This window comes from Pseudomonas defluvii (assembly GCF_001695625.1).
Lineage (GTDB): Bacteria > Pseudomonadota > Gammaproteobacteria > Pseudomonadales > Pseudomonadaceae > Aquipseudomonas > Aquipseudomonas defluvii.
Genome location: NZ_MBPN01000321.1, coordinates 1 through 527, shown reverse-complemented (window position 1 = coordinate 527; position 527 = coordinate 1). Strand labels below are relative to the sequence as shown.

Genomic DNA, 527 nt, shown 5'->3' with positions numbered 1-527 from the left:
CCGAACACCAACGTTGACGACGTCTACAACGCCAGTGATCTGACCGCGACCGTCACCGCAGTGAACGGCGGCAACTACGAAGCCACCGACCTGAGCGGTGCCACCGGCACCGCTGAGGTCCAGGACACCGTCGACACCACCACCGTGGCGGTCACTGCGGATCCGGCGAAAGAAGGCGACGCCAACGTCACCTTCAACTTCCAGCTGAGCAACCCGCCGCAAGGTGCCACTACCCTGACCGTCAACGTCGGCGGTACCGAGTACACCGTGAACGTGGATGCCAGCGGTAAAGGCACCTTGTCTGTTCCGAACACCAACGTTGAAGACGTCTACACCGACGCCAGCAACCTGACCGCAACCGTTACGGCGGTGAACGGCGGCAACTACGAAGCGACCGACCTGAGCAGTGCCACCGGCACCGCAACGATTGCCGACACGATCCAGACCACTACCGTGGCGGTGACCGCTGATGCTGCGAAGGAAGGCGACGCCAACGTCACTTTCAACTTCCAGCTGAGCAACCCGCC

1 protein-coding gene is annotated in these 527 nt (G+C 62.4%); it reads left to right on the top strand.

All coding sequences use genetic code 11. From position 1 onward, the window contains the following. On the top strand, positions 1-527 hold a 527-nt coding region (locus EKA13_RS28020; RefSeq protein WP_176717502.1), incomplete at both ends, for an immunoglobulin-like domain-containing protein.